This is a genomic window from Frankia sp. CcI49, from assembly GCF_001983215.1.
GTDB lineage: Bacteria > Actinomycetota > Actinomycetes > Frankiales > Frankiaceae > Parafrankia > Parafrankia irregularis.
The window spans coordinates 61,081-74,146 of record NZ_MOWP01000029.1; the positions used below are offsets into that span (position 1 = coordinate 61,081).

Genomic DNA, 13,066 nt, shown 5'->3' on the forward strand with positions numbered 1-13,066 from the left:
TCGTCGGAACGACCACAATCCTCTGATCTTCGCCGCGGCGGCTTCGGGGATCCTCTGCTAACGAGCAGGACCCGGCGCCGGTCGGCGGAGTGTCAGCCGTTCTTCTTGGCGGCTGCCACCGCGGCCTTCAGCCCGTCCGGGGTCAGCTGGTCCGCGGAGAGCTGCTTGGAGTCGACCAGCACGGTGGGCGTCGAGGTCACCCCGGCCTTCGAGGCGCTCTCGTCGACCTTTGCGACATAGCCGTCGAACTTTCCGTTCCGGACGGCGTCCACGAAAGCCGTCGAGGTGAGGCCGACCGAGGCGCCCTTCTCGATCAGGGTGTCGTTCTGGTAGCCGTCGGTGTGCTCGGTGGGCTGGTCGGCGAACAGGGCGTCGTGGAACGGCTTGAACTTGTTCTCGTCAGCCGCCGCCGACGCGGCGTTCGCGGCCCGGACCGACTCGGGCCCGAGGAACGACATCAGGTGGTAGTTGACCTTGATGTCGCCCGCGTCGATGAGGTCGCTGATCGTCGAGCCGGTGGTCTTCTCCAGCTGGCCGCAGGCCGGGCACTGGAAGTCCTCGTAGATGTCGACGGTGACGGGGGCGCTGGCCTGCCCGACCACGATGGAGTTGTCGGGCCCGGTGGCCGTCGACGGCAGCACCACCGGTTTCGATTCCTCCCGCGAGCTCTGGATCGCGAAGCCGATCACGGCGGCCAGGACGAGCAGGCCCGCGACGACGGAGCCGATGATGAGCTGGCGCCGTCGTCGCTCCCTCGCGGCCTCGGCGCGCCGCGCGGCCGCGACCCGCTCGCGGCGCTCCGCGGCGCTCACGCTCGCCGGGCGCTTCCCGGCCGGGCCGTCATTCGCCGGGCGCTTGCCGGTCGGGCCGTCGCCCGCCGGATCGCTGCCTGCCATCAGTCCTCCCGAACCTGGTCATCCTCGTCGTCGTCGAGGGGCGGATGTGACGTCCTGTCGAGGAGCCGGTCGACCGTGAGGAAGCCGTCCGGCCAGCGGGCCAGCAACAGGCTGGCCAGCAGGAGCGCGCTGTCGCGAACGATCTCCTCGGTGTATTGGGTCGGTGCCTCGGCGGTGAGGTCGCCGCCGGTGGAGAAGCAGCCACAGTCGATGCGCAGGCCACGGGCCGCCGCTGACGAGATGGCGGCGATGTAGACGGCGAACAGCGCGGCCGACACGAACGCGCCCAGCCGGACGGTGAGCCCGACGATCAGCAGCACACCCAGCGCGATCTCGACGAAGGGCACGGCGTAGGCCACCGGATGGACGAGGGACTCGGGCAGGATCCGGAAGGCACGGACCGAGCGCACCATGCCGTCGGGATCGTCGACCTTGAGGAGTCCGGCGACGAGCCAGACCGCACCGAGCCCCACCCGCAGGACCGTGGAGAACAGTCGGAGCAGCAGCCGGTTGCGTTGCTGGCTGGGGGCGGTGACGAGGCTCATCCGGTGGCCACCGGAGTCGGCCTGGCCGCTGCCGCCGGGGCCGGGGCCGGGGAGCTGGTGGCCGCCGCCGTGCCGGTGGGCGTGGAAGCGGTGGTGCCGGTGGGCCTCGACGTGGCCTTCTGGGCGTCAGTCGGGCTCGCCGGGCTTCCCGTGCTCGTGGCCGCGTCGTCGTCGGCACCGGCGGTGGTCCCGGTCTTCTCCGCGGTCAGGACGGGCAGGTCCGCGATGTAGTCGGCGACGGATGTCCCCGCCAGGTAGAGCACCCGCGCCCGGTTGTCACGGCCGAAGGCGATGACCTGGCTGCCATGCGTCACGAGGACGGATCCGTCCGCCTGGACCTCCGGTGCCTCCAGCGGGACGCCGACCGACTCCGCCACGCTCTGGACCTTCGCGAACGGCCCGCGGACGCCGATGAAGCTCGAGTCGAACCCCTTCAGCCAACGGTCGAGGACCTCGCCGGTGTCCCGCTCCGGGTCGGTGCTGACGAAGACGACGGAGACCTGGTCCCGGACGGACCGGTCGACCTCGCTCAGCGCCGCGGCGATGTCGGCCATGGTGGTCGGACAGACGTCCGGGCACATCGTGTAGCCGAAGAAAAGCAGAGTGATCTTCCCTTGCGTTCGGGTGCGAAGGTCGAACGGGCGGCCGTCGGTGTCGGTCAGGCCGAGAGCCGGCTTCGCGAAGCGTTCTGTTGGGACAACGCCGTGTAGCCCGTCGCCGGTTCCGCCGGCGTCGACGATCGTCACCCCTGTGCCGTCTCCACCGCTGGAACATGCGCCGAGTGTCGCGCCGAGACTCACAGCGAGCCCGAGGGCCAGAGCCACCCGAACCCGGCCAGGACGTCCCGTGCCGTGCCGTGACTTTCGCCGGGGGCCGGGTGAATGCCCGGTACGGGCCGCGGCTGTGGCCTCCTCGTCGGCCGTGGGGGTTGTTGCGGATGTCGTCTTGCTGGAGGTGTGCACCTGACTCCTACGAAGAGCAGTGGGCGGGAGGCGCCGTCCGCGCGGGCGCGGCGGTGCTGTGCCGGCGACGACGGCCAGGGCTGACCTGACATCGCGGGCATGACCGATCCGCGCCCGGCCGGTACGGCTGGGCGAACGCGGGCTGCCGCGCACGGCCAAGCGGTGGGGGCTACCGCGGGCAGGGCCAAGCGGTGGCGGGGCTACCGCCGGCAGGGCGAAGCCGCGGCGGGGCTACCGCGGGCAGGGCCGGGCGGCTGTGAGGGCTGTGAACCCGGCGACCGGGGGCCCGCGCGAGGCGACCGCGGCCCAGGGGCGTTCCAGGACACGCGGCCCGCGCAGTGCGGGCGCTCGGACGACCCGTCGTCTGGTCAGGGTCGGGGCGTGGGCAGCGCGCAGTGTGGGGAGCCGCGAACCGAGGATCCGGCAGGCGGCGGCGACCGCCTGGACGCCGTGACGGGCCCACCAGAAGACCACGGCGGCGGCCAGGCTGTGTGCGAGGAGAACCGCCGGCCCGAGGCTGTGCAGGTGCAGGGCCCCGAGATGCGCCGGTCCGAGGCGTGCCGCGCCGGCCGCCGCGGTCGTGGAGGTCGTGGCGACCAGGGAACCGGGCGGGCGGCCCGCGAGAGCCGTCGCGCGTAGCTGGGAGGCGTCGAACCAGGGCACGCCGCCGGCCGCGGCGGCCCGCTCGGCCCCGCACAACAGCCCGGCCAGCTGGCCGGCCGGCGCTCGCGTCGGCCTGGCCGTGAAGGCCACGTGCAGCATCACCTGCACAGCCAGCAGCCCGGCGACGGAGCCGACGGCACCGAGCACAGGCCGACCCGTCGAGGCGCGCGCCGACCACCACGTGCCGTCGAGGCCTTGCAGCTGAACGCCCTGCAGCCGAACGGCCCGCGGACGAAGGAGGTCGGCTGCGGCACGCAGAACGGCAAGCATGAGCAGGACGAGCAGCACACGGCCCGCTGCCGGCCCCGCGGAGTGGGTGGTCGGCAGGTGGGCGAGCAGCGCCAGCGCGACCGTCGGCACGGCGAAGCCCAGCCCGCGCCGCGCCGCTGCTCCGAGCCGGCCCAGCCCCGGGGACCGTGCGAGGCCGGTGTACCGCCCCTCACACCGCCCGACTCGCACCAGGTAAGCCTATTGCCGAGCCCGGTACCACTGGCCTGGGTGAGGGGGCGGTGCTGACCCGAGGACGCGGCGCGGGGCAGGCGGTGCTGACCGATGACGCCGGCGCGGTGCGGGACGGCGGCGCGGTGCGGGACGGCACGAGGCCACGCGGGCGGCAGGGGTGGCGGGGGTGGCCCCGATCGACGCGAGCCGGCCCCGATCAGGGTGGTCCGGGCCTCATCTCACACCCGATCGGTCGGGCGGCGGCCGTCGGTAGGTTGACCAGGACAAAGTGGGCGATTGTCCGCGCGTGGGGTGGATGTGCCGGCCGGGCCCCTGCCACCGGAGCGTCGTTTCGTCGAGCTGGAGAAGGGCTGGTCTGGCACGATCGAGTCGGGTCGTCAGCCCGGCCCCGTCCACCCGCACAAGAACCGAGAGGGCGACATCGGTGCCGCAGGATCCGGCCGTCATCCAGCGTCAGATCGAACAGACCCGCGCCGAGCTGGCCGAGACCGTCGACGCTATCGCGGAGATCGTCAGCCCCAGGCGGGTGGCGGAGCGCGCGAACGAACAGATCCGTGTGAAGGTCGGCGAGCTGCGCGAGCGCCTCGTTCCGGCCGGATCGTCGCCACGGCCCGCGGCACTGCCGGGCGGTCGGGCAGGGCATCAGGACGCCGAAGGCGGGCTGGCGGCTGCGGGCAGCTCCGGCATATCCGGCAAGGGCGTGCCGACTGAGGTCGTGCGCACGGTCCGTTGGGAGAGGGTCGCGCTGGCGTCGGCGGTGTTCCTGCTGGCCGTGGGAGCCCGGCGGCGGCGCCGGAGGCGGTGAACCTGCCCGGAGCGCCCGGAGCGCCCGGAGCGCCCGGGGGAGCCGGTGCGTCCGGTGTGTCTGCCGCGTCCGGTGGGCCCGGCGTCCTGACTCTGATCCGTCACGGCGAGACCGAGTGGAGCCGGTCCGGGCGCCACACCGGACGAACCGACATCGCCCTGACCGCTGAGGGGGAACGGCAGGCGACGGCGCTGCGGAGCTTCCTGTCGGGGCGGCGGTTCGTGTTGGTGGCCACCAGCCCCCGGCTGCGTGCGACCCGCACCGCGGACCTGGCGGGGCTCCTGGCCACCGAACCAACTGTCGCGGACCGCGCCGTGTGGCCGGATCTCGCCGAGTGGGACTACGGGGACCTCGAAGGCCTGACGACGCCGGCCATCCGCCGGGACCATCCGGGTTGGTCGGTGTTCACCGGCGAGGTGCCTGGGGGGGAGACCGTCGATCAGATCGGGCGGCGTGCCGATCTGGTGCTCGCCAGGGTGCGGCCCTGGCTGGAGCGCGGCGATGTCGCGTTGGTGGGGCACAGCCACATGTTCCGCGTGCTGATCGCCAGATGGCTTCGGCTGCCGCCGACCGCGGGTGCCTGTTTTGTGATCGTGCCCGCCGCTGTGTCGGAGCTCGGCTTCGAGCGAGACACGCCCGTGCTGCGCCAGCTCAACCTGTCCGCGGAGGGCTCCACCCGGATCTGACCCGCGGACCCGGATCCGACGTCGCTGACGGGCAGACGTTTGAGGATTCTGGCTGCTGGAGAGGGCGGCGTGCCTGTGGCTGCCGCCGGGCAAGGGTTGAGGATCGTGGTCGTTCTGGCGACCAGAATCCTCAACCCTTGCGGAATATCCGGCGACTCTGCCCTTTCTGCCGCTCTTGAGCGAACTGCCGGAGCTGTGTGACGGCATGGGATGGGGCTGCGGCGTTCGAGCCGCGCGGCTGCGAGGCGCCTAGATACCTAGAGGTCTCCGCGACGGCGCATCACTGCCAGCGCGGTCACGCCCGGAATGATCGGGAGCCAGTAGCTGATCAGGCGATACACCAGCACCGCGGCCACCATCGCCGGGCCGGCGCCGCCGGAGGCGGTCAGGCCGATGACCAGGGCCGGCTCGATGGCGCCGACGTTCCCCGCGGTCGGAGCCGCGCCGGCGACGGCGGAACCGACCAGGTACACGGCGGTGATCGTGGCGAGGTCCAGCTCGCCCTCGAAGGCCCAGACCGCGCTTGCCATGCCGACGACCTGGGCGAGTTTCGTCCCGGCGGTGCCGGTCACGAGCACGGCGGTTCGCCCGGGTGAGTGGGCCAGCGATCCGAGGTGCTCGCGGAAGACCCGCATGGCGGGCCGTGCGCGGCACCGTACTCGTGGATGGGCGACGGCGGAGCCCACACCCACGCCCACCACGGCGACGCCGGCCATGAAGGGGCCGGTGCCGATTCCGTTCACCGTCATCCGGACGGGAGCCGTCACCGCCTCGCCGACGCCTGAGCTGCGCAGGGTTCCGGCGACGAGCGCGAGGCCCGCCAGATGGACGAGGAAGGCGACGCCCTTGAGCGAGGCCACCGCGGCGAGGGCCGCGGGTCGATTCATCCCACGTCGCTCGAAAAAACGCAGATGGATGGCGATGGCTCCGAGCCCCGCCGGCACCACCCGGTTCGCCGCGGCGGCGGCCAGCTGGGACGCGGTGGCGATACCGAGCCCCATCCGCAGCCCGCTGGCCGCCCGCACGCTCACCCCGTGCGCCACGTAGAAGCCGGCGGTGGCGACCAGGCAGACCGCGAGCCAGTGCCAGCGCGGGGCGGGGACGGCGGTGAGGCTGCCGACGACATCCTCGCGGAATCTGGTCGCCATGATCGAGACGATCGCGAGGATCGCGGCCGCGACCAGGATCCGTACCCGGGTGCGGCGCAGGCCGAACCTGGGCCGCACCCGGCCGAGGTCGAGAGCGATCGCGGCGGCGCCGGTGGCGTCGACACCGCCGAAGACGGCGGGAACCGAAGCAGCGGGCCGCGAGGGCCCGGTGCCGGAGCCTCGGCCGGCCGGTGCGGAAAGCTCATCCTCCCGGGGCGGGTGGCCGGCCGGCGCCTGGCGGGCGCGGCCCGGTACCGGACGCTCGTCCGGTACCGCTGCGGCACGAGGCGTGCCCGTTGCACGCTCACCGGCCCGCCTGTGGCGGGGCAGCGTCGGCCCGACAACGCGCGGCGCGGCCGCCGTGTTGTCGGCGTTCATCGCGACCGGGATCTCGATGTCTACCCCCTCCGGTCCGGAAGTTCGGGTTCACGCTATGTCGCGTGCCTGAACGACGGCTGAATGCTCCTCGTGCCGACTACCTCCGCACCATCACCGACAGCGGGTTGGGGTGGGGTGGATCCGCTGTCCGCGACTCCACCCCGCTCCAGGCAGTCCTGCACCGCGACGGGGCGTTCCAAACTCACTGTGACGTGGTGGTCCGCTGGGTGTGAAGTACCCGGGAGATGACGGTTGGATGGCCGCGACTGCCCCGCCAAGCGTCTGTTACGGCGGCCCGCCTGGGTGACCGAGGACTCAGGAAGTCGCCACGGTCGGGGGCCGCGTGGACCCCCCGTCGGTGTACCACCGCGGTACGCGGTCGGCCAGCCACGAGCTGATCACGTCGCCGACGTACGCGGGACGGAACTCGACCCGGTGAAGATCGGACCGCTCGACGGTGACCAGGTCGACCTCGTTGACGCGGCTGCCGAACTCGGCGTACCGGGGCACGGCACCCGCGAAGAGGACATCGATCTCGTGGGCGGCCTCGTGGCCGGTCCCGCGACCGGTTCCGTGGCGCTCCATGCCGCCGACGAAGTCCAGGGCACGCACCTCGAATCCGGCCGTGCGCCGCAGCACCCGGTGCAGGACCTGCTCGACGCCCTCACCCGGGGCGACGTGCTCACCGAGGAGGAAGAACCACGGCTGGCCGCGGTGGTTCGCGACGACGACGCGGTTGCCGAGGGTCAGGAAGACCCGGGCACGCAGCGTCGGCTCGGGTGTCGCCCCCGGGTGGCCCTGGGTGCGGGCGGGGCGAGGCGGGTTCATTGAGCCTTTTCCATCTCACGATGCACGGTCAGGGGCGCCGCAGGCCGGAGTCGACGGTGGAGAAGGCTCATTCCTCGACCGCCTGGACGGCGAGCCGGCCTGCGCTCAGGCCCAGCACCTCTGCGGCCTCCTGGACGACCCGGCGTTCGTCCGGATCGAAGTAGCCGTCGGCGCGGCCGACGACAGCCCCGAAGTGGAGCACCGCCCACGAGCGGGTGGAATCACCGCGCACCTTGCCGATCTCGTTCAGTGCCACTCGGCGGCCTTCCGCGAGATCGAGGCGCAGTCGCGCCACATGTTGGTCGAAAATCTGTTCCAGCTCGGCGCGAGGGTAGGCGGCAAGCACAGGCTCGCTGTGGATGGACTGGATCATCGCGTCGCGCTCCGCCGGGTCCACCCGGCCGTCCGCGACCGCGACCAGTGCGCAGATGGCCACCGCGGCGTCGCGGAAGGCCTCGCCCTGCAGGACATCACTGCGGGCTGTGAGCTGAGCGCGCAGGGTGCGCACCGACTTGCGCAGCATCGTCCACCACGGCTCCGCGTCCTCGACGGCGTGGCCACGCCAGGAGGCCCACTGCTCGGACCACCAGACCAGCGCCGCGCGCACGACCGCGGTCGGCTGGACCGTCGCGAGGGTGGCCTGGGACTCGATCTCGTGCGGTCGAAGCAGGAACAGGTCCGGAAGAAGATCATCCTGGTCGCGGTAGTGCGCCGGGTCGGGAGCGACGGCGTAGAGCACCGTCAGGACCTTGCGGCGATGCTCCGGGCTGACGTGGTCGGTGTGCTCGACGCAGCCCGCGAACCGCAGGATGCCGGACACGTCCCCCGTTTCCGCCGCGTCGGCGGTGTCGGCCGGGGTGGAGAGCGGTGGTCTGGCCGCGGCTGGCCGGGCCGGGGCCTGCTCCGGCAGCATTGCACGCAACAGTCGGCCGGCGGCGGCCAGCGCCGATTCTCCCGGGCCTGGAATGCATCCCGGGAAGCGGAGCGTGCCGTCATCGGACGCACGGACCACAAGTCCGTCGTCGAGTTCGACGAGCAAAGCGATGTCCACGACGACTTGCGTCTGCAGCGGCATACCGCCCCCCATCGTGACGTCGTGTCGTCACCTGGATGCTGGTATGCGAACCATCATCTACCGCTTACGGAGAAATATGCCGCATTCTGGCTGACTCATGGCGAGGAGTTGGTAGCGCGCAGTCGCAGTTGTGAATGCCGCGATCACCATGCGAACACGCGGCGCCCGACTGGGTGATCCGACCTGCGTCGACGTTTCGCCGGGACGGCTCGGCACACCCGGGACGGTCCAGCGAGCCCGGAACGGCTCGAGACGTCCGTCGCGGCCCAGGACGGCCGGGACGGCTCAGTGCGTCTACGGGCTCAGTGCGTCTACGGCTCAGTGCACGTGACAGGCGATCGCGGCCGAGTCGCTCGCCGCCAGCTCGAACCACACCTGTTTGCCGCAACCAATCGACGGCGGGTCGTCGACGACGCCCCACCGCTCCGCGAGGGCGCTCACGAGCTGCATGCCGCGGCCGGACTCGTCGTCATCCTGGGCGGCTCTGAGCACCGGTCGGAGCGGGCTGCCGTCGCTCACGGAGACCCGGATGAGGCCGGAGCCGCACTCGACGGTGAGCCGGAGCACCTCACGGGCCCCGACGAACCGGACAGCGTTGGTGACGACCTCGCTGACCAGCAGCTTCGCGACTTCAGAGGCGGTCGAGCAACCCCACGCCGCGAGAAGATCGGCGACCAGCGCACGGGCCCGCCCAGCCGCCCGTGGATCAGCGTGCAGGTCGAAGCCTGCGGTCAGCGCTTCGGCCACACATCACCCTCCGGGCTTCGTCCATCCTCGCCTGCCAGCGGCGCCACGGCGGGGCCGGCGTCGCGTTCCTCCCACCCGGGGAGAGACCTCAAACCTCCCCCGGCATGCAGCGGCACATCCCGGACAGGCGCTGCCGTGTCCTCGGACAGGCACAGCCTGGCCTGGTCTCGGCCCGGCTGCGTGGAGGACTCGCCGTGTCCTCCTGGTACGAGGTCGCCGGTGACGAGAACCTGAACTCGTCGGTGCCCGTCCTGCTGACTCAGATCACATCGATGCCGTCCAGCACGGAGTCCTTGCGGGCGAGCCAGGCGCGCGCGACCGCCTCGAGCTCGGCGTTCGTCGGTTGAGCGCCGCCCTGGCCGCCCGGGCCCGCCGTGGCCGGCCCCGTCCGCGGCACCGGTGGCCCTCCGCCGCCGACCGTCGGTCCCGCGACGTCGGGCCCGAGGCTGGCGCCGGGCTGCCCGGCACCGCCAGGTCCGCCCGGGCCGAGGCGAGGGGCCGGATCGCGGCCCGTCCCGGCCCACGAGTCGTCAACAGAGATGGGACGGCGCTGCTCGGTGGCCTGGCTGCTCCACGGCGACCCCTGCGGGCGCGGCTGTTCCGGACCCGCGTGCCGGCCCCGTTCCGGGGCCAGCCGCCCCCCGGGTGGGCGAGCTCCCCGATCAGCACCGCGAACGTTGTCCGGGGGCCGGAGAGCCTGTGGTCCGGCCGCAGCCGCCGCCGCGGCGGCTCGGGCCATTTCGGCGGCCCGCGCGGCCGCGATGCTCGCCGCCGTCATCTCGACCGGGCCGGAGATCGGCGGTGCTGGCCGGGACGTAGGTACGGACACCCGGTCGCCGCCACCCGCTGCCGCCCTCGGATTCCTGGCGGCGGCGGGTGGCCGCTGCGGCTCGGGCGTACCTGGACGTGCCGGGGCAGGCGGCATCGCGGCCGGCGGCTGCCGGTGCTCCGGCCCGCGGGCGTCGGGCCCGGTCGGGATCTGCCCGGTATGGACCTGCCCGGTCGGGAACTGCCCGGTGGGAGCCTGGCCGGCAGGGACCGGTCCGCGGGGGATCTGCCCGGTGGGTACCGGGCCGGTGAAGGCCTGCCCGTTCGGAACCTGCCCGTTCGAGAAGTGGCCGTTGGGGACGGGGCCCGTCGGGACCTGCCCGGGCGCGAACCGCCCGGTCGGGACCTGCCCAGTGTGGACCTGCCCAGTGTGGATCTGCCCGGTCGGGATCTGGCCGTCCGCGGTCGGACCCGCCGGGTTCGGCCGGGTCGGAACGGGGCCGCTCGGACGGCCAGCGCCTGCCGCGGCGGCCGGGCGCGCGAACGGCTGACCGTTGCGGTCCGGATAGCTGTTGCGGTCCGGGTATCCGTCCCGGCCTGGCTGGCCGGGTTGACCTGTGTAGGTGGGCTGGCCGGCGTGGGTGGGCGGCCCTGCGGGCACCGGCGGCCCGACCCAGGGCGGCTGCCCGGACTGCACTGGGCGTGCGGGCTCAGGCAGCTGACCCGGGGGAACGGGCTGGCCCATCGGCCCGGCGGGCGGGCCGGCGGCGGGGCGATCGTAGGACGCCGCGGCCGGCCGCGGGAACGGCGCCGGCGGCGGCCCGCCGGGAGCCTGACGCTCACGCGGATCCCTGGCGACGTCCGACCCATGTGGAGGCATGGAGTGCTGCTGCCCGAGGCCGCCATCGGTGAACTGGGCGGCCGCGGGCTGGAAGAGCGACGGCCCGGATCGCCGCTCCGGCTCCGGGACACCCATCGGCGGGCGCCCGGGCGCGGGCTGTCCGGGCGGCTGGAGCCGGGGCTGGCCCGGCTGGGGCGCCCCGGGATGGGCCTGAGGCTGCGCCGGCTGGGGCTGGGGCTGGGGCTGCGCCGGCTGGGCCTCGCCCGCTCCCGGACGCCGGATCCCGGCCAGCGGATCGCCGAAGACAGGTCTGCGTGCCGGTCCGCCAGGGCCGCCTGGGGCCGGGGAGCCGTCTCTGGCGGCGGCGGGGGCGGGGGCCGGCATGGCACCGGTGCCTGGGCGTGGCATGGAACCGGTGTCGAAGTGCGGTATGGCGCCGGTATCGACAGGCGGGGGCGGGGTGGGCATGCGGTCCGGGGCCTGAGGCTGGCCGCCGGCCGGGCGCCCGGCCGGCGCCGTGCCTCGAACCTCGCCGGGGCCGGTACGGGATGCGGTCGGCACCGGCAGGGGACGGGGCGGTACTTCGTCCTCGGTGGTCTCGAGCTCGCCGGTGATCGCGACGACGGTGGCGCAGGGCCAGAGCCGGTCACAGCCCAGGCACAGGTCGAACTCGTTCGGTTGATGGAGGCCAATCAAGGCGATCAGCGAATTGATGTGTTCGACGATCCGCGGTCCGGCCAGTACCGGTCCGTTCGCGATCATCTCGAGTTCCGAGCGCAACTGACCGTGGTACTGCTCGACGTCGACTACGCGCGGGTCCTCCATCGAAGGCAGCATGCACCATTGCGGGCGGATACGTGCGGGCGGCACCGCCACAGCGGGTAACTGGTGACGTTGTCATCACCATCTGCGTACGAAGTCGGAAGCGATTGAATGTGCAGTGTGCTTTCGTCGCCACGCAGCGCTGACAATCGTGGAGCGAAAGTTCCATGCGCTCACCCGATGCCCTGGCGCGGAGTGCGTCCCGGTGGCACGGGTGGGCCGCCATGGGTGCCACGAGCCGCCGATTCCACCGAAATATCCCTAGTCAGGGCATATGTGGGCGGTCCGGCCCGTGCGCGGTCGGCCTCCATGCGAATGGTGCATGTGGCGCCGGTTACCCGAAGGTGCCAGGCAGGTTCGTCAGCCGGCCTGCGGTGGGCTGGGCACGCGGGTCAGCTGGGCACGCGGGCCAAGGGGCGGCTGCCGGCCATCAGGTGCGCTGCCGGCGCCGGTGCGTCCGGCGGCGCGGGGCGGCCGGTTACGCGGACCCGCCCACTGACCCCACTGCTCGGTCAGGCGTCAGGTCAGGTCCGGTCGGGGCGGACTTCACCGTCGCGGCGGACCTGACGCATCAGGCCTTCCTGGAGACGCGCGAACTCCTCGATGTACGGGCTTTCGACCCCGCCCGCGCCACCGGGCTCCTTCGCACCCTGCGAACGGTCGAACACAGGCTCGAAACCGGCGAACTGACCGTTGCTCTGGCCTGCGAGCCGATCGGTCGGGGCGTCGAAGGCCGGGTAGTGCGATCCACCGGAGGGCGGGGGCGGCGGGGGCGGCGGCGGAGGCGGTGTGCCCCGCTCCAGCTGGCTGTCGTAGCCGGGCGGTCCGTACGCGGGAAGGTTGCCTGCCGCGGAGGCGGAGCGGTCGGCCCCGTTGTCGAACGAGGGGTAGTGGTTGCCGTTGGACGATGCGGAGCGGTCGGCGGATCCGTCGTAGCCGAAACCGCCGGACGAGCCGCTGCCGGGGGCGATGGACAGCGGTGCCGCGCCGCGCAGGCCGTCACCGGGCCCGAGCTCGGGCTGCTCGCTGGACAGGAAACCGTCCGACGCCGGATAGATCCGGGCGGAAAGGCTCACCGACATCGGGTCGCTGCCGTAGGTGATGACGTCGACCTGGTCGTCCGGACCGATGCCGCCGCTTCTCGCGAGATCGACGAACCGGAAGAGGTCGGCCCAGCGCAGCCCCTCGAGGTCCACACTGATTCTCAGCGCCATTGGTTTGCCCCATCCCTTGGCTCGTGCGTGTCGATCGGCTGACCTGGCTTCCGACGCGGACGCTTCTGCTGGGTGCCGGGCATCCCCCCCGGCGCGCCTGGCGGCACCCGGCCGTGCGGGCCCGGATGACGATGGGCGGCAGCTTATACCGCGTTGAGGTGCCTTTCCTCATCCGGGCTGGTTGGTAGGTCTGTGGTGGCTGGTGGGGTGTCTGTGGTTGTTTGGG

12 protein-coding genes are annotated in these 13,066 nt (G+C 72.8%); 2 read left to right on the forward strand and 10 right to left on the reverse strand.

Translation table 11 applies throughout. The features are described from left to right. Nucleotides 1-92: 92 nt before the first annotated feature. The 4 genes from CcI49_RS26455 to CcI49_RS26470 all read right to left on the reverse strand — a co-directional run bounded on the left by CcI49_RS26455 (nucleotide 93) and on the right by CcI49_RS26470 (nucleotide 3,525). Nucleotides 93-896: a thioredoxin domain-containing protein gene (locus CcI49_RS26455; RefSeq protein WP_083749723.1), complete on the reverse strand. Its 804-nt coding sequence runs from the start codon at nucleotides 894-896 to the stop codon at nucleotides 93-95. Then, a complete protein-coding gene (locus tag CcI49_RS26460; protein ID WP_076830352.1) occupies nucleotides 896-1,441 on the reverse strand; it encodes a MauE/DoxX family redox-associated membrane protein in 546 nt (181 codons plus the stop codon). Before CcI49_RS26460 ends, CcI49_RS26455 begins: the two co-directional genes overlap by 1 nt. Continuing rightward, entirely contained in the window at nucleotides 1,438-2,187 is a 750-nt protein-coding gene (locus tag CcI49_RS26465) for an SCO family protein (RefSeq protein WP_241840250.1), read from the reverse strand. The genes CcI49_RS26460 and CcI49_RS26465 overlap by 4 nt, the downstream gene beginning before the upstream one ends. A gap of 447 nt (nucleotides 2,188-2,634) precedes the next feature. Further along, complete coding sequence (locus CcI49_RS26470; protein ID WP_076830358.1) at nucleotides 2,635-3,525, reverse strand: hypothetical protein; 891 nt, start codon at nucleotides 3,523-3,525, stop codon at nucleotides 2,635-2,637. 427 nt (nucleotides 3,526-3,952) lie between these two features. Between CcI49_RS26470 and CcI49_RS26475 the strand changes: the two genes are divergently transcribed. Together CcI49_RS26475 and CcI49_RS26480 are read left to right on the forward strand one after the other, a co-directional pair. Continuing rightward, nucleotides 3,953-4,333 (forward strand): DUF3618 domain-containing protein, encoded by a 381-nt coding sequence (locus CcI49_RS26475; RefSeq protein WP_076830361.1) that lies wholly within the window; start codon nucleotides 3,953-3,955, stop codon nucleotides 4,331-4,333. A 56-nt stretch (nucleotides 4,334-4,389) separates the two neighbouring features. Continuing rightward, complete coding sequence (locus CcI49_RS26480; RefSeq protein ID WP_076830364.1) at nucleotides 4,390-5,019, forward strand: histidine phosphatase family protein; 630 nt, start codon at nucleotides 4,390-4,392, stop codon at nucleotides 5,017-5,019. A 257-nt stretch (nucleotides 5,020-5,276) separates the two neighbouring features. Here CcI49_RS26480 and CcI49_RS26485 read toward each other — a convergent pair whose 3' ends face one another. The 6 genes from CcI49_RS26485 to CcI49_RS26510 form a co-directional block, all read right to left on the reverse strand. Beyond that, nucleotides 5,277-6,545, reverse strand: coding sequence for a YbhN family protein (locus CcI49_RS26485; RefSeq protein WP_054564546.1), 1,269 nt, complete (start codon nucleotides 6,543-6,545; stop codon nucleotides 5,277-5,279). A gap of 315 nt (nucleotides 6,546-6,860) precedes the next feature. Beyond that, nucleotides 6,861-7,373: an NUDIX domain-containing protein gene (locus CcI49_RS26490; RefSeq protein ID WP_054564545.1), complete on the reverse strand. Its 513-nt coding sequence runs from the start codon at nucleotides 7,371-7,373 to the stop codon at nucleotides 6,861-6,863. Between the two features lie 67 nt (nucleotides 7,374-7,440). Beyond that, entirely contained in the window at nucleotides 7,441-8,448 is a 1,008-nt protein-coding gene (locus tag CcI49_RS26495) for a tellurite resistance TerB family protein (RefSeq protein WP_054564544.1), read from the reverse strand. Nucleotides 8,449-8,766: 318 nt separating this feature from the next. Beyond that, nucleotides 8,767-9,195 (reverse strand): ATP-binding protein, encoded by a 429-nt coding sequence (locus tag CcI49_RS26500; RefSeq protein ID WP_054564543.1) that lies wholly within the window; start codon nucleotides 9,193-9,195, stop codon nucleotides 8,767-8,769. A gap of 259 nt (nucleotides 9,196-9,454) precedes the next feature. Next, nucleotides 9,455-11,629, reverse strand: a complete 2,175-nt coding sequence (locus CcI49_RS26505; protein WP_076830367.1) for a hypothetical protein — start codon at nucleotides 11,627-11,629, stop codon at nucleotides 9,455-9,457. A gap of 521 nt (nucleotides 11,630-12,150) precedes the next feature. After that, nucleotides 12,151-12,840 carry a hypothetical protein gene (locus tag CcI49_RS26510; protein ID WP_054564541.1) on the reverse strand — a complete coding sequence of 230 codons (690 nt, stop codon included), beginning with the start codon at nucleotides 12,838-12,840 and terminating at the stop codon, nucleotides 12,151-12,153. Nucleotides 12,841-13,066 lie beyond the last annotated feature (226 nt).

Bases quoted from the DNA above. Each gene is read 5' to 3' on its own strand.
- CcI49_RS26495 (WP_054564544.1), bottom strand. From the start codon at position 8,448: ATGCCGCTGCAGACGCAAGTCGTCGTGGACATCGCTTTGCTCGTCGAA.
- CcI49_RS26490 (WP_054564545.1), bottom strand. From the start codon at position 7,373: ATGAACCCGCCTCGCCCCGCCCGCACCCAGGGCCACCCGGGGGCGACA.
- CcI49_RS26505 (WP_076830367.1), bottom strand. From the start codon at position 11,629: ATGGAGGACCCGCGCGTAGTCGACGTCGAGCAGTACCACGGTCAGTTG.
- CcI49_RS26485 (WP_054564546.1), bottom strand. From the start codon at position 6,545: ATGAACGCCGACAACACGGCGGCCGCGCCGCGCGTTGTCGGGCCGACG.
- CcI49_RS26455 (WP_083749723.1), bottom strand. From the start codon at position 896: ATGGCAGGCAGCGATCCGGCGGGCGACGGCCCGACCGGCAAGCGCCCG.
- CcI49_RS26460 (WP_076830352.1), bottom strand. From the start codon at position 1,441: ATGAGCCTCGTCACCGCCCCCAGCCAGCAACGCAACCGGCTGCTGCTC.
- CcI49_RS26510 (WP_054564541.1), bottom strand. From the start codon at position 12,840: ATGGCGCTGAGAATCAGTGTGGACCTCGAGGGGCTGCGCTGGGCCGAC.